We start from the raw sequence: 21,580 nt of genomic DNA on the forward strand, positions 1-21,580 counted from the left end.
CACCTGTCGAATGTCCTTCGAACTGCTGGCCACCGACGGCAAGGCCCGTCGTGGTCGCATCACCTTCCCTCGTGGCACCGTGGAAACCCCGGCGTTCATGCCGGTCGGCACCTATGGCACGGTCAAAGGCATGCTGCCGCGTGACATCGAGGCCATCGGCGCCGAGATGATCCTTGGCAACACCTTCCACCTGTGGCTGCGCCCGGGTACCGAGGTGATCAAGAAGCACAACGGCCTGCACGACTTCATGCAATGGAAAGGCCCGATCCTCACTGACTCCGGTGGCTTCCAGGTATTCAGCCTGGGCGCGATGCGCAAGATCAAAGAGGAAGGCGTGACCTTCGCCTCGCCTGTGGACGGCTCCAAGGTGTTCATGGGCCCTGAAGAGTCCATGCAGGTTCAGCGTGACCTGGGCTCGGACGTGGTGATGATCTTCGACGAGTGCACGCCATACCCGGCCGAGCACGATGTGGCGCGCACCTCCATGGAGCTGTCGCTGCGTTGGGCCCAGCGTTCGAAAAACGCCCACGCCGACAACACCGCGGCGCTGTTCGGCATCGTCCAGGGCGGCATGTACCAGGACCTGCGCATGCGCTCGCTGGAAGGCCTGGAGAACATCGGTTTCGACGGCCTGGCCATCGGCGGCCTGTCGGTGGGTGAGCCCAAGCACGAAATGATCAAGGTGCTGGATTACCTGCCAGATCAGATGCCCGCTGACAAACCTCGTTACCTTATGGGGGTAGGCAAACCGGAAGATCTCGTTGAGGGTGTGCGCCGCGGCGTCGACATGTTCGACTGCGTGATGCCGACGCGTAACGCGCGCAACGGCCATCTGTTCGTCGATACAGGGGTGATCAAGATCCGCAACGCGTTCCATCGCCACGATGAATCGCCGCTGGACCCGACCTGTGATTGCTACACCTGCACCAACTTCTCCCGCGCGTATCTCCACCACTTGGATAAATGCGGCGAAATGTTGAGCAGCATGCTGAATACCATCCACAACTTGCGCCATTACCAGCGCTTGATGGCCGGTTTACGCGAGGCTATTCAACAGGGTAAATTGGCCGCCTTTGTCGACGCCTTCTACGCCAAACGCGGGCTGCCTGTGCCGCCTTTGGGCTAACTGTCAGCACTAAAATATTAAAATTCAGTAATGGAGTGCCTCATGAGCTTTCTGATTCCCGCCGCTTACGCGGACGCAGCTGCACCAGCCGCCGGCCCAGCCGGTACCGGTTTTGAATGGATCTTCCTGGTCGGCTTCCTGGTCATCTTCTACCTGATGATCTGGCGTCCACAGGCCAAGCGCGCCAAAGAGCAGAAGAACCTGCTGGGCAACTTGCAGAAAGGTGACGAAGTTGTCACCAACGGCGGCATCGCCGGCAAAATCGTCAAAGTTACCGATGACTTCGTGGTGCTGGAAGTGTCCGACACCGTCGAGCTGAAGTTCCAGAAGGGCGCCATCGCCGCGACCCTGCCAAAAGGTACGCTCAAGGCTATCTGAGTTACCGGTTTTATTTTTCCAGTCGGGGCGCGCAACGCGCCCCGCGTCTTGAACGGGCGGCGTGATGCTGAACAAATACCCTCTGTGGAAATACGCACTGATCTTGCTAGTACTGGCGATCGGTTTTATTTATTCCGCTCCCAACCTCTACCCGGATGACCCGGCGGTGCAAGTCAGTGGTGCCAGTTCGGCGCTGCAGGTAAGCCAGGCCGACCTCGATCGCGTCACCAAGGCGCTGACCGATGCCGGTATCACCGTCAAGGGCGGCAGCCTGGGTGAGAAGGGCAGTGCGCTGATTCGCCTGACCAATCAGGAAGACCAGCTTCCAGCCAAGGATGTAGTGCGCAAGGCACTGGGCGATGATTACGTCGTGGCCCTGAACCTGGCACAAACCACTCCGCAATGGCTGCGCAACCTGGGTGCAAGCCCGATGAAACTGGGCCTGGACCTGTCCGGTGGTGTGCACTTCCTGTTGGAAGTGGACATGGACAAGGCCATGAGCGCCCGCATGAAGGTCTATGAAGGCGAGGTCAAAACCCTCCTGCGCAAAGAGCGCATCCGCTACCGCAGCCTGCCTCAGCAGGATGGCGGCATCATGCTGGGCTTCTCTGACGATGCAACCCGCGAGCAGGCACGTGCCCTGATCCGCAAGAATTTCAGTGATTTCGACCTGACCGCCACCGAGCGTAATGACCTCGCTGTGCTGCGTCTGGCGCTGACTCAGGCGAAAGTCGCCGAGATCCGTGAATACTCGATCAAGCAGAACCTGACCACCGTCCGCAACCGTGTCAACGAGCTGGGCGTGGCCGAGCCGCTGGTTCAGCGCCAAGGCGCCAACCGTATCGTGGTCGAGCTGCCAGGCGTGCAGGACACTGCCGAAGCCAAGCGTATCCTCGGCAAGACGGCCAACCTGGAGTTCCGCTTCGGTGCCGAGCCGGGTGCGTCCAAGGCGACCACCGAGGTCTTCGAATTCCGTGAGGGCGGCCGTTCCGCCCCGGTCGAGCGTGGCCTGATCATCACCGGTGACCAGGTCACCGACGCCCAGGCCAGCTTCGACGAGCATGGCCGTCCGCAAGTGAACATCCGCCTGGATGGCCACGGCGGCGAGCTGATGAGCCGCGCCACGCGCAGCAACGTCGGCCGCAGCATGGCGGTGATCTTCATCGAGCAGAAGCCCGTCACTCGCTACGTCAAGCAGACGGTCGACGGCGTCGAGAAGGAAGTGCCGGTACAGAGCTTCCAGGAAGAGAAAAAGATCATCAGCCTGGCGACCATCCAGTCGCCACTGGGCAGCCAGTTCCGTATCACCGGCCTGAATGGCCAGGGCGAATCGTCCGAGCTGGCGCTGCTGCTGCGTGCCGGTGGTCTGGCCGCGCCGATGTACTTCGCTGAAGAACGTACCATTGGCCCAAGCCTGGGTGCGGACAACATCACCAAGGGTATCGATGCTTCGCTGTGGGGCATGCTGTTCGTCTCGCTGTTCATCATCGCCATCTACCGCGGCTTCGGCGTGATCGCCACCGTCGCCCTGGCGGGCAACATGGTGCTGCTGCTGGCGCTGATGTCGCTGCTGGGTGCAACCCTGACCCTGCCGGGTATTGCCGGTATCGTGTTGACCATGGGTATGGCGGTAGACGCCAACGTGCTGATCTTCTCGCGTATCCGTGAGGAGCTCAAAGCCGGCATGTCGGTGCAGCGCGCCATTCACGAAGGTTTCAACCGCGCCTATACCGCGATCATCGACGCCAACCTGACCAGCCTGCTGGTCGGCGGCATCCTGTTCGCCATGGGTACCGGCCCGGTCAAGGGCTTTGCGGTCACCATGTCCCTCGGGATTTTCACCTCGATGTTCACCGCCGTCATGGTGACCCGCGCTATGGTCAACCTGACCTGTGGCGGGCGTGACATCAAGAAGCTGTGGGTTTGAGGGAGCTGCGATGAAAACCATCAACTTCATGGGCGTGCGCAATGTCGCGTTCGCCATCACTGTGCTCCTTACCGTCCTGGCGTTGTTCAGCTGGTGGCAGAAGGGCCTGAACTTCGGCTTGGATTTCACCGGCGGTACGCTGATCGAGCTGACCTACGAGCGCCCGGCCGACCTCAAGGCGGTACGTGCCGAGCTGGTCGAGTCCGGTTTCCACGAGGCTGTGGTGCAGAGCTTCGGCGCTACCACCGACCTGCTGGTGCGTATGCCGGGCGATGACCCGCAGCTGGGCAGCAAGGTTGCCGAGGCGCTGCAGAAGGCCGGCGGCGACAACCCGGCCACGCTCAAGCGCGTCGAGTTCGTTGGCCCGCAGGTGGGTGAAGAGCTGCGTGACCAGGGTGGCATGGGCATGCTCCTGGCCCTGGGCGGCATCCTTATCTACCTGGCCTTCCGCTTCCAGTGGAAATTCGCCGTGGGTGCGATTGTCTCGCTGATCCACGACGTGGTGGTGACGCTGGGTATTCTGTCGTTCTTCCAGATTACCTTCGACCTGACGGTATTGGCGGCGGTGCTGGCGATCATCGGTTACTCGCTCAACGACACCATCGTCGTATTCGACCGGGTGCGTGAGAACTTCCGCGTGATGCGCAAGGCGTCGCTGATCGAGAACATCAACGTCTCGACCACCCAGACCCTGCTCCGTACCATCGCCACCTCGGTGTCGACCTTGCTGGCCATCGCTGCGCTGCTGTTCTTTGGTGGTGACAACCTGTTCGGCTTCTCGCTGGCGCTGTTCATTGGCGTCATGGCCGGTACCTACTCGTCGATCTACATCGCCAACGTGGTACTGATCTGGCTGAACTTGAACAGCGAAGACCTGATTCCGCCAGCCAAGGCTGAGGGTGTGGACGAGCGTCCGTAAGGGCTTTTCCTACGCCGTTTGGCGAATCAAGAGGCGCGAGTATTGAACTCGCGCCTTTTTTTTTGCTCCAAGGCAGGGAGAAGGCGGGCCAAGTCCCGCGGGTATGATCAGGAGGTTCACGTGAATAAATCAATGCTGGTGGGTGCGGTGCTGGGTGCTGTCGGTGTAACTGCCGGAGGTGCTGTGGCGACCTACAGCTTGGTGAACAAAGGGCCTGAGTACGCCCAGGTCACCGACGTGCAGCCAATCAAGCAGCAAGTGAAGACGCCGCGTGAAGTCTGCAAGGACGTCACCGTGACGCGTCAGGCGCCGGTCAAGGACCAGCACCAGATCGCAGGTACGGTGGTGGGTGCCCTGGCCGGCGGCCTGCTGGGTAACCAGATCGGCGGCGGTACCGGCAAGAAGATCGCCACCGTGGCCGGTGCGGTCGGTGGTGGTTATGCCGGTAACAAGGTGCAGGAAGGCATGCAAGAGCGTGATACCTACACCACGACGCAAACCCGCTGCAACACAGTCCACGACATCAGCGACAAGGTCGTTGGGTATAACGTGAAGTACACCATTGGTGATCAGGTAGGGCAGGTGAAGATGGACCACGAGCCTGGCTCGACCATTCCCGTGGACAAGAATGGCAAGCTGATCCTCAGCGAGAATCAGGCCGGGCAGTGATCGCCATCTGCTGAAACCCGTTGTATCTGAAATCCCTTGTAGGAGCAGCCTTGTGCTGCGAAGAGTCCAGTGAAAACACCCTAGATCTACTGTGTTTTCACCGGCCTCTTCGCAGCACAAGGCTGCTCCTACATCACTGGGTGAGCGGTTAGCAGCTTGCGAAGCCGTACGCGGTCCGGCTTGCCGGTGGGGGTCAGCGGTATTCGCTCGAGTACTGTGACGCTGGCATTGATCCCCAGTCGGTCCAGCCCCCCGCTCAGCTCATTCAACCGCTCCTGGGCGTCAGCGATGTTGGCTTGAACCACCACCTGGGCGCGTCGACGATCCTGCTCGTCAATCAGCATCACCACCCGTTCGAATTTCATGGCCTGTGCAATCTGCGCTTCGAGGGCCGGTGCGAACTGGGTGCCTTGTTTCGTCAGCAGGGCATCGGTCGAACGCCCCATGGGCATCAGGCTTCCGTCGGGCAGGCGCCGGGCGATATCGCCGGTGGCGTAGGCTTGGTCCTCGCAGGGCATGGGGGGAGGTGGGAAGTACCCCGAGCCGCGGTGTGCGGAGCGCGCGATGATTTCGCCGACCTCCGGTTGCGCAGGGTCCAACGCTTTCAATGTGACCTCGACATCACCCACCGGGCGCATGCCGCAACCCACTTGCAGCCCAGGCGCGAAGTTGGCCAGGACCATGCCAAATTCCGTCGAACCATAGATCCGCTTCAGGTGCACACCTAAGTGGCGTTCGCACTCCAGCACCACATGGTCATCCAGGTAGGCCCCACCACAGAATGGTTTGCTCAGTGCCGGCAGGCGAATGCCGCGGCTTTGCGCGGCCTGGGCCAGCGCCAGGTACTGTGACGGCAACGCGCTCATCACGCTGATGCGTTGTTCGTGCAGGGTTTGCAGGGTGTTCTCGACCTGGGTGGCATCGCCCAGGTACAGCGTGGCGCCGGTCAGCAAGGCCGGGAACACATGCAGGTCCACCGCATGCCCGCCATCGAGAGTGTGAATGCTGAGGTAGCGGGCGCTGGCATCGAGGCCGGCGCTATCGACCCAGTGCATGATTTCCCGGTACAGCCTGTCCTGGCGCCACAGTGCCAGTTTGGGTGCCCCGGTGCTGCCGGACGTTTCCTGCATGCGCATTAAGCCGGCGCAGTCACGCCAGGCGGGTGTCTTGAGGTTGACGGGTGTCGGCGAGTGCAGGGTAAAGCCAGGGATGCCCAGGCCCGCCGGCACGATGCCGGCTTCGGTCACCAGCAGGGCGGCACCGACCTGGCCTAGACGCATGGCGCGTTGGTGGATGCTGCTGGCCACGCTTACAGGGCAATGAATCAGCCCCAGGCTGGCCATGGCGAACAACAGCGCGACATAACCGCTACTGTTGCCCAGTTGGGTGGCAACCACGTCGCCTTCGCGCAGGCCTGCGGCGTGCAGCCTGGCGCGCAATTGATCGATGTCATGCAGCAGTTCGCCGTAGCTGCGGGTCTTGCCATGGCTATCGACGATCGCCGGGTGGTCGCGATGGCGTGCAACCATGCTAAAGAACTGTTGCTGGAACATGCAGGGGTCTCCTTGGGGGGCAGCCGAACTACAGCTTCAGGTGTCTTCCCTTGCCGTCCATGTGCAAAGCGGTGCAGCCTGCCGGATGCAGGCTGGTGCCACGCTAGTTAATAGGCTGCGCGCGCCGCCTGGTACCTCCCAGAACAGGGAGGTTGTGGTGCGACTGGCAGTTTTATTACTGTCTTCGACCGCCTGTGTCGGGTGGGTAACTCGTCGGCGGGCACTATTCGCACGTTGATTTCAAAGTGCCACGTAATTATCTTATCGACCCACCTGAATGAGGGAGTCGATATTCCCTCGCGTGTCGTCTCGCCATGAGACCACCGTCAAACGGTGCCTACGAGGAAGGGAATGGCCCTACTGGTAATGGATGAGCTGCTGAAACTCGGCGAAATGGAGCGCTTTGAGGACTGGCTGGCTCACCTGAAACTCCTGACCCGCAAGCTGGGTTACTCGAACTTTCTGATCGGCCTCAAACCTGCCCCCACGGACGCTTGTCAGCAGGTGCTGATCTACAGTGATTACCCCGATGCCTGGCGTACGCGTTACGACGCCGAATCTTACGCGGCAGTCGACCCCGTCGTTCAGCACTGCCTGAGCGCCAACCGGCCACTGCTGTGGAACCGCGAGAACTATCGGGGGCCCTCAGAATCGGAATTCTTCGAAGAAGCCGCAGCGCACGGGTTGCAGCAAGGGCTGGCGCTGCCGCTGCATGGCCCGCGGGGCGAGGCGGGCATGCTGTGCCTCAAGCCGGATGAGAGCGGCGAGCAGGCGACTGCTGCGATGATCCAGTCCTTGCCCATGGCAACCCTGCTGCGCGATTACGCGATGGAAGGGATGCTCCGGGCGCGCATTGAATGCTCGGAACCTGTGCACCTGACCACCCGGGAGAAAGAGGTGCTGCAGTGGAGCGCGGCGGGCAAGACTACCTGGGAAATCTCGATGATCTTGTCGTGCACGACCTCGGCCATCGACTTCCACTTCAAGAACATCCGCCGCAAGTTCCAGGTCAGCTCACGCCAGATGGCGGTGCTCAAGGCCATCCAGCAGAAGTCGATCACGCCCTGAGTATCACTGTGGGCGTTGGGCCAGGTCGCTCTCCTCGAGACGGCCGCTGAGGTACAGGCGCAGCAGAATGTACACCGGCGCAGGCACTTGGCTGGTGCATTCGATGCGGCTGGCACAGGCCTGGCTGATGCCAAAGCGCGACCAGAACTCGGTCTGGCTCTGCTTGAGGCCCAGGCGCAGGCTGATGGCTTGATGGGCGACCTCGCGTACGGCGGAGGTATTGAGTAGCTTCATCCGGAATCCATCCTGCAAAAGCCGAAAAATTAACAAGCCCGAGTAACTTCGGCCACCTCCCAAATTAGGTAGGATTTTATTTATTCAGCGTGAATATACCGTGGGCGGCAACTCCAACCCCTGCCGGTATTTGCCCCTATGCTTATCTCCATTGATCGCCGCACTAACATCGACCCACAAGCGCTGAATGCGATGCACAAACTTCGGGCGCGTATTTTCAAGGTTAAAAAGATGTGGGACATCCCACTGATCAACGACATGGAAATCGACGGGTATGATGCGCTCGACCCCTATTACATGATCATCAACCGCGAGGACGAGGCGGGTTATGTGTGTGGCTGCTGGCGCATACTGCCGACGACCGGCCCTAACATGCTGGCGCACACCTTCCCAGAGCTGCTGCATGGGCACCCAGCGCCGTGCTCCGACGCGATCTGGGAGCTGAGCCGCTTCGCCATCGAGCTGCCGGACGGCAACCGGTTCGGCTTCTCCCAAGGCACCACGCAAGCGATTCATGCCATCGTCAACTATGCCATCAGTTGTGAGGTGAAGCAGTTCGTCACGGTGACCACGGTGGGCGTGGAGAAGATGTTGATTCGCCTGGGCTTGGATATCAGTCGTTTCGGTCCGGCATTGCAAATTGGCGTTGAACGCGCGGTGGCACTGCGCATTGAATTGAATGATAAAACCACGGCGGCCTTGGAAGCGGCAATCAATAGCAACTGCCATTGAATAGACGCCGGGTGTATTCACGCTGACTTGCCATCAAGTTGTATGACCTTCGCCATGCACAGCACACTTATAGCGCCCATAAAAAAAGCACCCCGAGGGGTGCTTTTCTAATACAGCCAGCGCTTAGCGCTTCATGCTCTCTGGCAGGTGCGGCTGAATAGCCGTCAGTACTGCTTTGAAGCACTTGATGTTGCCGGCGACGATGTGGCCTTTGTCGAGGAAGTCGTGGCCACCGTTGAAGTCGCTTACCAGGCCGCCTGCTTCTTGAATCAGCAGTACGCCTGCAGCCATGTCCCACTCGGCCAGGCCCGACTCCCAGAAGGCATCGAAGCGGCCGGCGGCGACGTAGGCCAAGTCCAGGCTGGCGGAACCTGCGCGGCGGATGCCGGCGGTCTGGCCAGTCAGGGCGCGGAACATGCCCAGGTAGTTGTCCAGGTCGGCCATTTGGTTGTCACGGAACGGGAAGCCGGTACCCAGCAGGGCGCCTTCCAGGCTGGTGCGCGAGCTGACGCGCAGGCGACGGCCATTGAGCTGGGCGCCACGGCCACGGCTGGCGGTGAATTCTTCCTGGCGAACCGGGTCGAGTACCACGGCGTGCTCGAGGCGACCACGGTATTTGCAGGCGATGCTGACGGCGAAGTGAGGGATGCCGCGCAGGAAGTTGGTGGTGCCGTCCAGCGGATCGATGATCCACAGGTAGTCCTTGCCTTCTTCGCCGGTGCCCGCGTGCATGCCGGTCTCTTCACCCTGGATGGAGTGGTTCGGGTAGGCTTTGCGCAGGGCGTCGACGATTTTCTGCTCGGCGGCGCGATCGACTTCGGAAACGTAGTCCTTGGCCTCTTTCTCATCGACCTTGATGCTATCCAGGCGTTCGATGGAGCGGAAAATCAGTTCACTGGCGCTGCGAGCGGCGCGCAGGGCGATATTCAGCATAGGCTGCATGGGCGGGTCACCTGGAGATGTTAAAGAAGAAAGCCGATCATTCTAGCAGAAATCTTTGACGGCAGAAGTGTCACATTTGCTTTCATGGCGTTACGTCCGTCGGTTCTGTAAGATCGAAGGCCCTGATATCAGCCTCTGAGAGCACAACACCGTGCTGCAAAATATTCGTGTTGTTCTGGTCAATACCAGCCACCCCGGCAACATCGGCGGCGCTGCACGTGCCATGAAAAACATGGGCTTGTCGCGCCTGGTGCTGGTGCAGCCGAAAGAGTTCCCTGCGGCCGAAGCCAGTGCACGTGCCTCCGGTGCCGACGATGTGTTGAGCAATGCCCAGGTCGTCGACAGCCTTGAGCAGGCGCTGGTCGGCTGTAACCTGGTCATGGGCACCAGTGCCCGCGAGCGCAGTATCCCCTGGCCGCTGATCGGCCCTCGCGAATGCGGGGCCAAGGCCGTGGAGCATGCGCTGGGCGGCGAGGAGATCGCCTTGGTGTTCGGGCGTGAACACGCCGGCCTGACCAACGAAGAACTGCAGCGATGTCACTTCCACGTGCACATTCCCTCGAACCCCGACTTCAGCTCGCTGAATCTGGCCGCCGCTGTTCAGGTGCTCTCTTATGAGGTGCGCATGGCTTGGCTGGCGGCCGAGGATGCACCGGCCAAAGTCGAGAAGGTCGACGCCAGCGAGCTGGCGACCATGGACGAAATGGAGCTGTTCTATGACCACCTGGAAAAGACCTTGGTGGACATCGGCTTCCTTGATCCCGAGAAGCCCAAGCACCTGATGGCGCGCCTGCGCCGGCTGTATGGGCGAAGCTCGGTCGAGCGTCCGGAAATGAGCATTTTGCGCGGCATCCTCACCGAGACCCAGAAAGTGGCTCGGGGCGAACCGCATAAAAGGAAGGGATGACAGATGTTCGAACGTCTGCGTGAAGATATTCAAAGCGTATTCCACCGTGACCCCGCCGCGCGCAATGCCTTCGAGGTACTGACCTGCTACCCGGGCATGCACGCCATCTGGCTGCACCGGCTGGGTAATGCGCTGTGGAAACGTGATTTCAAATGGCTGGCCCGGCTGGTGTCGAACTTCGGCCGCTGGATGACCGGGATCGAGATCCACCCCGGCGCCACCATCGGCCGCCGCTTCTTCATTGACCACGGCATGGGCATTGTCATCGGCGAGACTGCTGAGATTGGCGACGATGTCACCCTTTACCAGGGCGTGACCCTGGGTGGCACCAGCTGGAACAAAGGCAAGCGCCACCCAACCCTGGAAAACGGTGTGGTGGTAGGAGCGGGGGCCAAGGTACTGGGGCCGTTCACTGTCGGCGCCGGGGCCAAGATCGGCTCCAATGCGGTGGTGACCAAGGCTGTGCCGGCAGGGGCGACTGCCGTCGGTATCCCGGGGCGTATTATCGTCAAGAGCGAAGAGACCGAAGTCGAAGCCCGGCGCAAAGCCATGGCCGAGAAGATCGGCTTCGATGCCTACGGCGTCAGTGGCGACATGCCTGACCCGGTCGCGCGTGCCATCGGCCAGATGCTCGACCACCTGCAAGCGGTCGATGAACGCCTGGAGGGCATGTGCGGTGCCCTGACCAAGATGGGTAGCGACTACTGCGCCAAGGAGTTGCCAGCGCTGCCGGAAGATGACTTCACCGAAGTTGCCCAGGTCGCCCAGCGCGACACTCAGTCGCATTGATCGCGCCGCGCTGAAATCATAGTGACATACGGGGCGTGTGCGCACGCCCCTCGTCTGCTACAATCGCGGCCGCCTCCCGATGCAAAACCCGACTAAAGCAGTAGGTCTTATAGTTGACTTAAATGCTCGGGAATCGCATACTCGCTCACATCCTGTAACTCCCGTGGTACCCAATAGCCATGCGACTGACTACCAAAGGCCGATACGCCGTGACAGCCATGCTTGACCTGGCGTTGCACGCGCAGCATGGGCCGGTGTCTTTGGCCGACATTTCCGAGCGCCAGGGCATTTCCCTCTCTTATCTGGAGCAGCTGTTCGCCAAGCTGCGCCGCAGCAGCCTGGTATCCAGTGTGCGCGGTCCAGGCGGTGGCTATCAGCTGTCGCGGGGCATGGAAACCATCCAGGTGGCCCAGGTCATCGACGCGGTCAACGAATCGGTCGATGCCACCCGTTGCCAAGGCCTTGGGGATTGCCATGCCGGTGACACCTGCCTGACCCACCACTTGTGGTGCGATCTCAGCCAGCAGATCCATGAATTCCTCAGCGGCATCAGCCTGGCCGACCTCGTCAAGCGCCGTGAGGTGCAGGAAGTCGCCCAGCGCCAGGACCTGCGTCGTGTCGCAGGCCGATCCGCCCAGTTGGACAAGATTGAGACGTCCGCCGTCGACTGACCGTTATGACAGCGACGAGCGACGCCACCGCCTGATAGGAGATATCCATGAAGTTGCCGATCTACCTCGATTACTCCGCGACCACCCCGGTCGATCCCCGCGTCGCCCAGAAGATGGCTGACTGCCTGCTGGTCGACGGGAACTTCGGTAACCCGGCTTCGCGCTCCCACGTATTCGGCTGGAAAGCCGAAGAAGCGGTCGAGAACGGTCGTCGCCAGGTCGCCGAGCTGATCAACGCCGATCCGCGCGAAATCGTCTGGACCAGCGGTGCCACCGAGTCCGACAACCTCGCACTCAAAGGTGTCGCGCACTTCTATCAGACCAAGGGCAAGCACATCATCACCTCCAAGATCGAGCACAAGGCGGTCCTGGATACCGCTCGCCAGCTCGAGCGTGAAGGTTTCGAAGTCACCTACCTTGAGCCAGGCGAAGACGGCATCGTCACCCCGGCCATGGTCGAAGCCGTGCTGCGCGATGACACCATTCTGGTCTCGCTGATGCACGTCAACAACGAAGTCGGCTCGATCAACGACATCGCCGCCATCGGTGAGCTGACCCGCGCCCGCGGCGTGCTGTTCCACGTCGATGCCGCCCAGTCGGCCGGCAAGGTCGAAATCGACCTGCAAAAGCTGAAAGTCGACCTGATGTCGTTCTCGGCGCACAAGGTCTATGGCCCTAAAGGTATCGGCGCGCTGTACGTCAGCCGCAAGCCGCGTGTGCGTCTGGAAGCGATCATCCACGGTGGTGGCCATGAGCGCGGCATGCGTTCGGGCACCTTGCCGACTCACCAGATCGTCGGCATGGGCGAAGCCTTCGCCATTGCCAAGCAGGAAATGGCCAGCGAGAACGCTCGCATCAAGGCCCTGAGCGACCGCTTCTTCAAGCAGGTCTCGGACCTTGAAGAGCTGTACGTCAACGGCAGCCAGACTGCCCGCGTACCGCACAACCTGAACCTGAGCTTCAACTATGTCGAAGGCGAGTCGCTGCTGATGTCCCTGAAAGACATCGCCGTATCGTCCGGTTCGGCCTGTACCTCCGCTTCGCTCGAGCCGTCGTATGTACTGCGCGCTCTGGGCCGTAACGACGAGCTGGCGCACAGCTCGATCCGCTTCTCCTTCGGCCGCTTCACCACCGAAGAAGAAGTCGACTACGCCGCGCAGAAAGTCTGCGAGGCCGTTAACAAACTGCGTGAGCTGTCGCCGCTGTGGGACATGTACAAAGACGGCGTTGACATCTCCAAGATCGAGTGGGCCGCCCACTAAGCAGTCGCCGGCAAGAGCGGCTCCCTGATGAGGAAGGAATTGCACCATGGCATACAGTGAAAAGGTCATCGACCACTACGAAAACCCGCGCAACGTCGGCAAGATGAATGCCGAAGACCCGGACGTCGGTACCGGCATGGTCGGCGCGCCGGCCTGCGGTGACGTGATGCGCCTGCAGATCAAGGTCAACGAGCAGGGCGTCATCGAAGACGCTAAGTTCAAGACCTACGGCTGCGGTTCGGCTATCGCTTCCAGCTCCCTCGCCACCGAGTGGATGAAGGGCAAGACCCTGGACGAAGCCGAAACCATCAAGAACACCCAGCTGGCTGAAGAACTGGCGTTGCCGCCGGTCAAGATCCACTGCTCGGTACTCGCCGAGGATGCCATCAAGGCAGCCGTTCGCGATTACAAGCAGAAGAAAGGCTTGATCTAAGTCGCCTGTTGCGAGGTAAGGAGTTCTGATGGCTATCAGCATGACAGAAGCCGCCGCCAACCACGTGCGGCGTTCCCTGGAAGGGCGCGGCAAGGGTGAAGGCATTCGCCTGGCCGTACGCACCACCGGCTGCTCGGGCCTGGCCTATGTGCTGGAGTTCGTCGACGAAGTGGCGGGCGAAGACCAGGTATTCGAGAACCACGGCGTGAAGGTCATCATCGACCCGAAAAGCCTGGTGTACCTCGATGGCACCGAGCTCGACTTCGTCAAAGAAGGGTTGAACGAAGGCTTCAAGTTCAACAACCCCAACGTGCGCGGTGAGTGTGGCTGCGGCGAAAGCTTCAACGTCTGAGGCTGGCTGTGGGTACTCCTTGTCATTACGCTCTGTTTGATCTCCAGCCGTGCTTCCGGCTGGACCTCGACAAGCTGGCCACTCGCTACCGCGAGCTGGCCCGCGAGGTCCATCCTGACCGTTTTGCCGACGCTTCCGAGCGCGAGCAGCGGGTAGCCCTGGAGAAGTCCGCGGCCCTCAACGACGCCTACCAGACGCTGCGCAGTGCGCCGCGCCGAGCCCGCTACTTGCTGGCAATCGGTGGCCACGAAGTGCCCCAGGAAGTCACGGTCCATGACCCCGACTTCCTGCTGCAGCAGATGCAGTGGCGCGAAGAGCTCGAAGAGCTGCAGGACGAAGCCGACCTCGATGGTGTTGCTGTGTTCAAGAAGCGCCTGAAGGGTGCGCAGGACACGCTGAACGAGGATTTCGCCGCCTGCTGGGATGTGCCTGCCGAGCGCGAGAAGGCCGAACGCCTGATGCGCCGCATGCAGTTCCTCGACAAGCTCGCCCAAGAAGTGCGCCAACTGGAAGAGCGCCTCGACGATTAACCCGGCGTTGCCCGTGATGACGCCTAAGGTATTCAGATAAGCATGGCCCTACTGCAGATCGCCGAACCCGGTCAAAGCCCTCAGCCGCACCAGCGCCGCCTGGCGGTGGGTATCGACCTGGGTACCACCAATTCTCTGGTCGCTGCCGTTCGCAGCGGTCGCAGCGAGCCCCTGCCGGATGTGCAGGGTAATGTCATTTTGCCGTCTGCGGTGCGCTACCTCGAAGGGCGCAGCGAAGTCGGGCAGGCTGCGCGCGATGCCGCTTCCAGCGACCCTTTGAACACCGTGCTGTCGGTAAAGCGCCTGATGGGGCGCGGCCTGGCCGACGTCAAGCAGTTGGGCGAGCAGCTGCCGTACCGCTTCATTGGCGGTGAGTCGCACATGCCGTTCATCGATACCGTCCAAGGGCCGAAAAGCCCGGTGGAGGTGTCGGCCGACATCCTCAAGGTGCTGCGCGAGCGCGCCGAGCAAACCCTCGGTGGCGACTTGGTGGGGGCGGTGATCACCGTGCCAGCCTATTTCGACGACGCCCAGCGCCAAGCGACCAAGGATGCCGCGCGCCTGGCCGGCCTCAATGTGTTGCGCCTGCTCAACGAGCCGACCGCAGCGGCCGTGGCCTATGGCCTGGACCAAAACGCCGAAGGCGTGGTGGCCATCTATGACCTGGGTGGCGGCACGTTCGATATCTCCATCCTGCGCCTGACGGCCGGCGTCTTCGAAGTGCTGGCCACCGGCGGCGATACCGCCCTGGGCGGCGATGATTTCGACCACGCGATTGCCGGTTGGATCATTGAACAGGCTGGGCTGTCTTCCGACCTCGACCCGGGTACTCAGCGCCAGTTGCTGCAGGCCGCCTGCGCCGCCAAGGAAGCCCTGACCGACGCCGACGTGGTCAGCGTCAGCCACGGTGCCTGGCAGGGTGAGCTCAGCCGGGCCGCCTTCGATGCCATGATCGAGCCGCTGATCGCTCGCAGCCTCAAAGCCTGCCGCCGCGCCGTGCGCGACAGCGGTGTCGAGCTGGAAGAGGTGGGTGCAGTGGTCATGGTCGGTGGTTCGACCCGCGTTCCACGCGTGCGTGACGCTGTTGGCACACTGTTCGGCCGTACCCCATTGACCTCGATCGACCCTGACCAGGTGGTGGCCATCGGTGCTGCCATTCAGGCCGACACCCTGGCTGGCAACCGCCGTGAAGGTGGCGAGTTGCTGCTGCTCGACGTCATCCCACTGTCCCTGGGCCTTGAGACCATGGGCGGGTTGATGGAGAAGGTGATCCCGCGCAACACCACCATTCCGGTGGCGCGTGCGCAAGAGTTCACCACCTATAAAGATGGCCAGTCGGCCATGATGATTCACGTCCTGCAAGGCGAGCGCGAGCTGATCAGCGACTGCCGCTCGCTGGCGCGCTTCGAGCTGCGCGGCATCCCGGCCATGGTCGCCGGTGCGGCGAAAATCCGCGTGACCTTCCAGGTCGATGCCGATGGCCTGCTCAGCGTCGCTGCCCGCGAACTGGGCTCGGGCGTCGAAGCCAGCATTCAGGTCAAGCCGTCCTACGGCCTGACCGACGGCGAGATCGCCCGCATGCTCAAGGATTCGTTCGAGCACGCAGGCAGCGACAAGCAGGCCCGTCAGCTGCGTGAACACCAGGTTGACGGTGAGCGCCTGCTCGAAGCAGTACAGGGCGCCCTGGACGCCGATGGCGAGCGCCTGCTCAGCAGCGAAGAGCGCGAAGCCATCGAATTCCAGATGCAAGAACTACGTGATTTGCTGACCGGCACCGATGGCCCCGCCATCGAGCAACAGACCAAGCGTCTGTCGCAGGTGACCGATGCATTTGCCGCCCGTCGCCTTGATTCGACGGTCAAAGCCGCACTGGCCGGGCGCAACCTGAATGAGATCGAGGAGTAACCGATGCCGCTGGTGACATTCCTGCCGCACGAGAAGTTTTGCCCGGAAGGGCTGACCGTGGAGGTCGAGCCTGGGACCAACATCCTGGAGCTGGCCCACGAGCATCACATCGAAATGGAAAGCGCTTGCGGTGGGGTCAAGGCCTGCACCACCTGTCACTGTATTGTTCGCAAAGGTTTCGATTCGCTGGAAGAAGCGGACGAGCTGGAAGAGGACATGCTGGACAAGGCCTGGGGCCTGGAAGCCCAGTCGCGCCTCGGCTGCCAGGTGGTCGTCGCCGACCAGGACCTGACCATCGAGATCCCCAAGTATTCGCTTAACCACGCTGCTGAAGCGCCCCACTGAGGATTTTTGCATGAGTCTGAAATGGGTTGATGTACTTGAGATCGCCATCCAGCTTGCAGAAAGCAAGCCGGACGTCGATCCTCGTTATGTGAATTTCGTCGATCTGCACCGCTGGGTGCTGGCATTGCCAGAGTTCAGCGACGATCCGTCACGCGGCGGTGAGAAAGTGCTCGAGGCCATCCAGGCGGCCTGGATTGATGAAGCCGACTAAGCGCGTCGCTGCAGGTTAGGCAATCCCCTGAAACCCGCGTATAATTCGCGGGTTTAATTTTTCGCAACACTCATATTTCTGGAGTTTTCCATGGCTGTTCAACGTACTTTCTCGATCATCAAGCCTGACGCCGTTGCCAAAAACGTCATCGGCAAGATCACCACTCGCTTCGAAGAAGCTGGCCTGAAAATCGTTGCCTCGAAAATCAAGCAACTGTCCAAAGCCGAAGCCGAAGGCTTCTACGCTGAGCACAGCGAGCGCGGCTTCTTCGGCGATCTGGTTGCCTTCATGACTTCCGGCCCGGTTGTTGTTCAGGTTCTGGAAGGCGAAAACGCCATCGCTCTGAACCGTGAGCTGATGGGCGCTACCAACCCTAAAGAAGCTGCTGCCGGCACCATCCGTGCTGACTTCGCCGAGTCGATCGACGCCAACGCCGTTCACGGTTCGGACTCCGAAGCTGCTGCTGCTCGCGAAATCGCTTACTTCTTCGCTGCTACCGAGGTAACCACTCGCTAAGCGAAAGCTTACGGGTGAGGGTGAATCCATGACGACATCTACTGGCAAAATCAACCTGTTGGGCCTGACCCAGCCGGAAATGGAACAATTCTTCGACTCTATAGGGGAGAAGCGCTTCCGTGCCGGCCAGGTGATGAAATGGATTCACCATTTTGGCGTCGATGATTTCGCCGCCATGACGAACGTCGGCAAGGCCTTGCGCGAAAAGCTCGAGGCTGTTGCCGAAATTCGCCCACCGGAAGTGGTCAGTGAAGACATTTCCGCCGACGGCACCCGTAAATGGGTGATCCGCGTTGCCTCTGGCAGCTGCGTCGAGACCGTCTACATTCCTACCGACGACCGCGGCACGCTGTGCGTATCGTCGCAAGCCGGCTGCGCCCTGGACTGCAGTTTCTGCTCCACCGGCAAGCAAGGCTTCAACAGCAACCTCACCGCCGCCGAAGTGATTGGCCAGGTGTGGCTTGCCAACAAATCTTTCGGGACCGTCCCGGCCAAAGTCGACCGCGCGATTACCAACGTGGTCATGATGGGCATGGGCGAGCCTTTGCTGAACTTCGACAATGTCATCGCCGCCATGAAGATCATGATGGATGATCTGGGCTATGGCATTTCCAAGCGTCGCGTCACCTTGTCCACCTCGGGCGTGGTGCCGATGATTGACGAACTGGCCAAGCACATCGACGTGTCGCTGGCCCTGTCGCTGCACGCGCCGAACGACGAGCTGCGTAACCAGCTGGTGCCGATCAACAAGAAGTACCCGCTGAAGGTGCTGCTGGAATCGTGCATGGGCTACATGGCCACCCTGGGTGGCAAGCGCGTGTTGACGGTCGAGTACACCCTGCTCAAGGACGTCAACGACCAGCCTGAACATGCCGCGCAGATGATCGAACTGCTGCGCGACGTGCCGTGCAAGATCAACCTGATCCCGTTCAACCCGTTCCCGCATTCCGGTTACGAGCGGCCGAGCAACAACGCCATCCGCCGCTTCCAGGACCTGCTCCACCACGGTGGTTTCAACGTCACCACCCGTACCACCCGTGGCGAAGACATCGACGCCGCCTGTGGTCAGTTGGTCGGCCAGGTCAACGACCGCACCCGCCGCAGTGAGCGCTACATCGCTGTGCGCCAGCTCTCTGCCGACGCCGAGCTGCAAGACAGCGCCGCGCGCCACTGACCGAGAACTCGCCATGACCCTGCGCGCCGCGCTGTCGATCCTTGCGCTTTTGCTGCTGGCCGGCTGCGTGTCGGGCGGCGCGGGTGACCCGCTGGCCAGCCGCCAAGGGCGGCAAGAGGCGGGCAGGGCGTATGTGCAGTTGGGGCTTGGTTATTTGCAAGAAGGCTTGACCGAACAGGCCAAGGCCCCGCTGGGCAAGGCGCTTGCCCTGGACGCCAGCGATGCCGGCGCGCATGCGGCGCTGGCGCTGGTGTTTCAGGCTGAAGGTGAGCCGGCCCTGGCCGAGCAGCACTTTCAAAAAGCTCTGCAGGCACGCCCTGGCGACACGCGAATTCGCAACAACTACGGCAGTTTCCTTTATGCTCAGGGGCGATTTGCCGAGGCCAAGCAGATGTTTCGCCTGGCCAGTGCCGATACCCTGTATCCTGAACGCTCACGCGTGTACGAGAACCTTGGCTTGACCGCCCTGAAGCTCGAGCGTCGAGACCAGGCGCACGCCTATCTGCTCAAAGCGTTGCAACTCAACCCACGGCAACCCAAGGCGTTGCTGGAAATGGCTGAGTTGTCCTACGAAAACAGGCATTATGTGCCGTCCCTGGACTACTACGATCGTTTCAGCCAGTTGAGCGACCACGACGCCCGTAGCCTCCTGCTGGGCAGCCGCCTTGCCCGGGTGTTCGACGAGCAGGGCACATTGGCCAATTTGGGCCAGCAATTACAACGACTTTATCCCGGTACGCCGGAATATCAGCAATACCTGTCGGAGCAACGATGAACGCCGCGCATCCCGAAGTAGCCGTAGCGCCTGGCCAGAACCCCGGTGAGCTTTTGCGTCAGGCCCGTGAGAAGCGGGACTGGTCACAAGCCGAGGTGGCCCGCAAGCTCAACCTCACTGTCAGTTCGTTGAACCACGTTGAAACCGGCGCCTTCGACAAGTTGCCCGGGCACACGTTCGCCCGTGGCTATATCCGCGCCTACGCCAAACTGATGGACCTGGACCAAGCCACGCTGGTCGAGGCCTTCGACCGTTACACTGGCACCCACGCCAAAGGCAGCGAAGTGCATTCGCTGGGCCGCATCGAAGAGCCTGTACGCCTCTCGCACAACATCCTGCGCGGCGTCAGCCTGTTGCTGCTGGTGGCGGTAGTCGGTGGCGGCTTCGTCTGGTGGCAGGACCAAGGCAGCCTGCCTGGCAAGGACTTGGCCAAGATCGCCCTGGAGCACGTCGAAGTCGAGAGCGCCGACGGCACCACACAGATTCACCCGCTGGACGAGCCTGAAGACCAGGCCGTGAGCGCCGGCCAGCAACCCGAGAGCGCCCCGTTGCCGCTGGAGCAGCCCGCAGGTGAACAGTCGGCCGCCGCTGCCGAGCAAGCACCCGCCAGCGCTGCGCAGCCCCCTGCAACAACCGTAACACCAGCCCCCGCTCAGCAGCCCCAAGCGGCCACCGCAGCCACTGCGCCAACGCCTGCGCCTGCTCCGGCAGCGCCGGCTGCAACCGCGCCCGTGGCTGCCGCGCCCGCTGCCACTGTGCCCGCCGCGCCCGTCGCAGTGCCGGCCGGTAGCGCCAGTGTCTCGATTCAGTTCAGCGCCAATTGCTGGACCCAAGTCAACGATGGCAATGGCAAGGTGCTGTTCAGCGGCGTCAAGCGCAAGGGCGACAACCTCGAGCTGACCGGCAAGCCGCCGTTCGCGGTACGCCTGGGCTTTGCCCGTGGCGCGCAGGTCAGCTACAACGGCCAGGCCGTCGATGTTGCTCCGTTTACAAGTGGCGAGACTGCTCGCCTGAAGTTGGGACAGTAAGTCATGCACGGCGAATCTCCGATCAAACGTCGCGAATCCCGCAAAATCTGGGTCGGCAATGTGCCGGTGGGTGGTGATGCGCCCATCGCGGTACAAAGCATGACCAACACCGACACCAACGATGTCGATGCCACCGTCGGGCAGATCCAGCGCCTGGTGGATGCCGGTGTCGACATCGTGCGTGTCTCGGTGCCAGACATGGACGCCGCCGAGGCGTTCGGCCGCATCAAGCAACGGGTCAGCGTGCCGCTGGTTGCCGACATTCACTTCGACTACAAGATCGCCTTGCGTGTGGCCGAGCTGGGCGTCGACTGCCTGCGCATCAACCCGGGCAACATCGGCCGTGAAGACCGTGTGCGTGCCGTGGTCGATGCGGCCCGCGACCGCGGTATCCCGATCCGTATCGGCGTCAACGCAGGCTCCCTGGAAAAGGACCTGCAGAAGAAGTACGGCGAACCGACCCCAGCCGCGCTGGTCGAGTCGGCGCTGCGCCATGTCGAGCACCTGGACCGCCTGGACTTCCAGGACTTCAAAGTCAGCGTCAAGGCCTCCGACGTGTTCATGGCCGTCGAAGCCTACCGCCTGTTGGCCAAGCAGATCATCCAGCCCCTGCACCTGGGCATCACCGAAGCCGGTGGCCTGCGCTCGGGGACAGTGAAATCCGCCGTCGGCCTCGGTATGCTGCTGGCCGAAGGCATCGGCGATACCATTCGTATCTCGCTGGCTGCTGACCCGGTCGAGGAAGTGAAAGTCGGTTACGACATCCTCAAGTCGCTGCACCTGCGTTCGCGTGGCATCAACTTCATCGCCTGCCCAAGCTGCTCGCGGCAGAACTTCGATGTGGTCAAGACCATGAACGAGCTGGAAGGGCGCCTGGAAGACCTGTTGGTGCCGCTGGACGTCGCGGTGATCGGTTGCGTGGTCAACGGCCCCGGCGAAGCCAAGGAAGCCCACGTAGGGCTGACCGGCGGCACGCCGAACCTGATCTACATCGACGGCAAGCCGGCGCAGAAGCTGACCAATGACAACCTGGTCGATGAGCTCGAAAAGCTCATCCGCCAGAAAGCGGCCGAAAAGGTCGAAGCCGACGCGGCGCTGATCGCCCGTGGCTGACACACAGAATTCGTAAGGACT

25 protein-coding genes are annotated in these 21,580 nt (G+C 61.5%); 22 read left to right on the plus strand and 3 right to left on the minus strand.

Features of this window, described 5'->3' with window-relative positions; translation table 11 throughout:
* Positions 1-10: 10 nt before the first annotated feature.
* The 5 genes from tgt to HU764_RS02440 all read left to right on the plus strand — a co-directional run bounded on the left by tgt (position 11) and on the right by HU764_RS02440 (position 5,019).
* The gene (tgt, locus tag HU764_RS02420) at positions 11-1,126 is read left to right on the plus strand and encodes a tRNA guanosine(34) transglycosylase Tgt (protein WP_077068621.1); all 1,116 of its coding nucleotides are present in this window, start codon (positions 11-13) and stop codon (positions 1,124-1,126) included.
* Positions 1,127-1,168: 42 nt separating this feature from the next.
* Positions 1,169-1,504, plus strand: a complete 336-nt coding sequence (gene yajC, locus HU764_RS02425; protein ID WP_027595530.1) for a preprotein translocase subunit YajC — start codon at positions 1,169-1,171, stop codon at positions 1,502-1,504.
* 64 nt (positions 1,505-1,568) lie between these two features.
* Positions 1,569-3,431: a protein translocase subunit SecD gene (secD, locus tag HU764_RS02430; protein ID WP_027595531.1), complete on the plus strand. Its 1,863-nt coding sequence runs from the start codon at positions 1,569-1,571 to the stop codon at positions 3,429-3,431.
* 10 nt (positions 3,432-3,441) lie between these two features.
* Positions 3,442-4,350: a protein translocase subunit SecF gene (gene secF / locus HU764_RS02435; protein ID WP_186675538.1), complete on the plus strand. Its 909-nt coding sequence runs from the start codon at positions 3,442-3,444 to the stop codon at positions 4,348-4,350.
* Between the two features lie 120 nt (positions 4,351-4,470).
* Positions 4,471-5,019, plus strand: coding sequence for a glycine zipper 2TM domain-containing protein (locus HU764_RS02440; protein ID WP_027595533.1), 549 nt, complete (start codon positions 4,471-4,473; stop codon positions 5,017-5,019).
* A gap of 128 nt (positions 5,020-5,147) precedes the next feature.
* Here HU764_RS02440 and HU764_RS02445 read toward each other — a convergent pair whose 3' ends face one another.
* The gene (locus HU764_RS02445) at positions 5,148-6,572 is read right to left on the minus strand and encodes a class I adenylate-forming enzyme family protein (protein WP_186675542.1); all 1,425 of its coding nucleotides are present in this window, start codon (positions 6,570-6,572) and stop codon (positions 5,148-5,150) included.
* 351 nt (positions 6,573-6,923) lie between these two features.
* On the opposite strand from HU764_RS02445, the gene HU764_RS02450 reads away from it, so the two are divergent.
* Positions 6,924-7,640, plus strand: coding sequence for a LuxR family transcriptional regulator (locus HU764_RS02450; protein ID WP_186675545.1), 717 nt, complete (start codon positions 6,924-6,926; stop codon positions 7,638-7,640).
* A gap of 3 nt (positions 7,641-7,643) precedes the next feature.
* On the opposite strand, the gene HU764_RS02455 is transcribed toward HU764_RS02450, so the two are convergent.
* Positions 7,644-7,874, minus strand: coding sequence for a hypothetical protein (locus tag HU764_RS02455; protein WP_027595536.1), 231 nt, complete (start codon positions 7,872-7,874; stop codon positions 7,644-7,646).
* 138 nt (positions 7,875-8,012) lie between these two features.
* Between HU764_RS02455 and HU764_RS02460 the strand changes: the two genes are divergently transcribed.
* Positions 8,013-8,606, plus strand: coding sequence for an acyl-homoserine-lactone synthase (locus HU764_RS02460; protein ID WP_027595537.1), 594 nt, complete (start codon positions 8,013-8,015; stop codon positions 8,604-8,606).
* 123 nt (positions 8,607-8,729) lie between these two features.
* Here the strand turns inward: HU764_RS02460 and suhB are convergent, their stop codons facing one another.
* A complete protein-coding gene (gene suhB, locus HU764_RS02465) occupies positions 8,730-9,548 on the minus strand; it encodes a type III secretion system regulator SuhB (protein WP_027595538.1) in 819 nt (272 codons plus the stop codon).
* Between the two features lie 151 nt (positions 9,549-9,699).
* Here suhB and trmJ point away from each other — a divergent pair, with 151 nt between their 5' ends.
* The 15 genes from trmJ (at position 9,700) to ispG (ending at position 21,559) form a co-directional block, all read left to right on the plus strand.
* Positions 9,700-10,455: a tRNA (cytosine(32)/uridine(32)-2'-O)-methyltransferase TrmJ gene (trmJ, locus tag HU764_RS02470; protein WP_027595539.1), complete on the plus strand. Its 756-nt coding sequence runs from the start codon at positions 9,700-9,702 to the stop codon at positions 10,453-10,455.
* Between the two features lie 3 nt (positions 10,456-10,458).
* Positions 10,459-11,244: a serine O-acetyltransferase gene (gene cysE / locus HU764_RS02475; RefSeq protein WP_027595540.1), complete on the plus strand. Its 786-nt coding sequence runs from the start codon at positions 10,459-10,461 to the stop codon at positions 11,242-11,244.
* A gap of 179 nt (positions 11,245-11,423) precedes the next feature.
* Positions 11,424-11,915 carry a Fe-S cluster assembly transcriptional regulator IscR gene (gene iscR, locus HU764_RS02480; protein WP_027595541.1) on the plus strand — a complete coding sequence of 164 codons (492 nt, stop codon included), beginning with the start codon at positions 11,424-11,426 and terminating at the stop codon, positions 11,913-11,915.
* A gap of 47 nt (positions 11,916-11,962) precedes the next feature.
* Positions 11,963-13,177 (plus strand): IscS subfamily cysteine desulfurase, encoded by a 1,215-nt coding sequence (locus tag HU764_RS02485; protein WP_027595542.1) that lies wholly within the window; start codon positions 11,963-11,965, stop codon positions 13,175-13,177.
* Between the two features lie 46 nt (positions 13,178-13,223).
* Positions 13,224-13,610, plus strand: a complete 387-nt coding sequence (gene iscU / locus HU764_RS02490) for a Fe-S cluster assembly scaffold IscU (RefSeq protein WP_003248539.1) — start codon at positions 13,224-13,226, stop codon at positions 13,608-13,610.
* A 28-nt stretch (positions 13,611-13,638) separates the two neighbouring features.
* Positions 13,639-13,962 carry an iron-sulfur cluster assembly protein IscA gene (iscA, locus tag HU764_RS02495; RefSeq protein WP_027595543.1) on the plus strand — a complete coding sequence of 108 codons (324 nt, stop codon included), beginning with the start codon at positions 13,639-13,641 and terminating at the stop codon, positions 13,960-13,962.
* Between the two features lie 8 nt (positions 13,963-13,970).
* Complete coding sequence (gene hscB, locus HU764_RS02500) at positions 13,971-14,492, plus strand: co-chaperone HscB (RefSeq protein ID WP_027595544.1); 522 nt, start codon at positions 13,971-13,973, stop codon at positions 14,490-14,492.
* A 42-nt stretch (positions 14,493-14,534) separates the two neighbouring features.
* Complete coding sequence (gene hscA, locus HU764_RS02505) at positions 14,535-16,397, plus strand: Fe-S protein assembly chaperone HscA (protein WP_186675547.1); 1,863 nt, start codon at positions 14,535-14,537, stop codon at positions 16,395-16,397.
* Positions 16,398-16,400: 3 nt separating this feature from the next.
* The gene (gene fdx / locus HU764_RS02510; protein WP_027595546.1) at positions 16,401-16,742 is read left to right on the plus strand and encodes an ISC system 2Fe-2S type ferredoxin; all 342 of its coding nucleotides are present in this window, start codon (positions 16,401-16,403) and stop codon (positions 16,740-16,742) included.
* 10 nt (positions 16,743-16,752) lie between these two features.
* Positions 16,753-16,953 carry a Fe-S cluster assembly protein IscX gene (gene iscX / locus HU764_RS02515; protein WP_024762959.1) on the plus strand — a complete coding sequence of 67 codons (201 nt, stop codon included), beginning with the start codon at positions 16,753-16,755 and terminating at the stop codon, positions 16,951-16,953.
* A gap of 90 nt (positions 16,954-17,043) precedes the next feature.
* Positions 17,044-17,469 carry a nucleoside-diphosphate kinase gene (gene ndk, locus HU764_RS02520; protein WP_012316140.1) on the plus strand — a complete coding sequence of 142 codons (426 nt, stop codon included), beginning with the start codon at positions 17,044-17,046 and terminating at the stop codon, positions 17,467-17,469.
* A gap of 28 nt (positions 17,470-17,497) precedes the next feature.
* Positions 17,498-18,643, plus strand: coding sequence for a dual-specificity RNA methyltransferase RlmN (gene rlmN / locus HU764_RS02525; protein ID WP_027595547.1), 1,146 nt, complete (start codon positions 17,498-17,500; stop codon positions 18,641-18,643).
* A gap of 13 nt (positions 18,644-18,656) precedes the next feature.
* A complete protein-coding gene (gene pilW, locus HU764_RS02530; protein ID WP_186703500.1) occupies positions 18,657-19,418 on the plus strand; it encodes a type IV pilus biogenesis/stability protein PilW in 762 nt (253 codons plus the stop codon).
* Positions 19,415-20,446 carry a RodZ domain-containing protein gene (locus HU764_RS02535; protein ID WP_186703501.1) on the plus strand — a complete coding sequence of 344 codons (1,032 nt, stop codon included), beginning with the start codon at positions 19,415-19,417 and terminating at the stop codon, positions 20,444-20,446. Before pilW ends, HU764_RS02535 begins: the two co-directional genes overlap by 4 nt.
* A gap of 3 nt (positions 20,447-20,449) precedes the next feature.
* Entirely contained in the window at positions 20,450-21,559 is a 1,110-nt protein-coding gene (gene ispG / locus HU764_RS02540) for a flavodoxin-dependent (E)-4-hydroxy-3-methylbut-2-enyl-diphosphate synthase (RefSeq protein WP_027595550.1), read from the plus strand.
* Positions 21,560-21,580: the final 21 nt, after the last annotated feature.

It is taken from the genome of Pseudomonas kermanshahensis (assembly GCF_014269205.2).
Lineage (GTDB): Bacteria > Pseudomonadota > Gammaproteobacteria > Pseudomonadales > Pseudomonadaceae > Aquipseudomonas > Aquipseudomonas kermanshahensis.